This is a genomic window from Streptomyces sp. NPDC031274 (assembly GCF_055570235.1).
Window position 1 is genome coordinate 1 of record NZ_JBVIHP010000434.1, and the last position, 1,078, is coordinate 1,078.

Annotated in this window: 1 protein-coding gene; it reads left to right on the forward strand. The window is 74.0% G+C overall.

What is annotated here, in order from left to right; all coding sequences use genetic code 11:
- On the forward strand, window positions 1-1,078 hold a 1,078-nt coding region (locus ACZ5CR_RS46975; RefSeq protein ID WP_468870193.1), incomplete at both ends, for a hypothetical protein.

The following is a 1,078-nucleotide window of genomic DNA, read 5'->3' on the forward strand; positions in this document are numbered from 1 at the left end:
GACCCCGACGCCACACGCCTCAACGAAGCCTGGTTCAGCGGCCCGTACACCATCCGCCATTACCACACGCACTTCTTCCGGCCCGCTTTCGCCGACCAGCCGGAGTGGACGTTCCCGGTCCTGGACGAAGCGGCCTGGTTCGACCGGACGCTGCCCGAGACCCAGGCCCTCGCCCGGGTCATCGACGAACTGCGCCCGCGGTTCCAGTACTCGCTGCACAATGCCGACTTCGGCGGGGTGTTCTTCATCCTCAGCCACCACGTGCCGGGCGCGGCCCGGGATCTGGCGGCCGTGGCCGCTGCCGAGGAGATGCCGCTCTCGCTGAGTCCGGCCGACACGGCCGGCTGGCCCGAGGCGGGCCCAGGCGTCCACCTGATGCCCGGCGCGCGGCAACTGGCGGCCGCCACCGCCGCGCACGGCGGCGAAGCCCGCCACGGCGGTTCCAGCGCGCACTACGGCGAACGCCACGGAACGACCACGCTGATCACCGAAGTGCCCCTGTGGCACGACGCACGGGCCGGCGACGCGTCCGGCAGCGGACGCGCCCATGCCGACGTGCTGGGCGAGAGCGCCGGGCAACTGCGGGACGGCGCCCGGAGACTCGGCGACCTGTACGGACGGGTGCTGCCGCGCCTGACGGTCCCCTCGCCCCTGCGTCCGGCCATCGCCGACATCCTGGAACAGAGCACCGTCATGGCGTCCGCCCACGACGCCCAGGCCGCGGCCCACGCGCGTCAGGAGGCGTCCGTGGGCGATGTGTTCGGGGCGCGGAGCCTGGTGCACATGCTGCGGCTCAGGGGCGCCGGCCAGCTCCGGCGTCAGCTCGCCGTCGAGCACGCCGCGGGCAACCGCCCACCCGTGCTGCGCGCCGCCGCGAAGGAGGCTGACGCCCTCTTCGACTCCTGGTGCACGAGTGCCGAAGGCGCCCTGCGGGCCGAGCCGTTCCCGTTGCGCCGGCTGGTGGCCGTACAGATCGGCGCCGCGTTGGCGACGGTGCGGCGGCTGGACATCGGCGCCCCCGAAACGGGCGCCCCCACGGACAACAGCCCCACGGACAACAGGCCCCCAGGAGGCACCG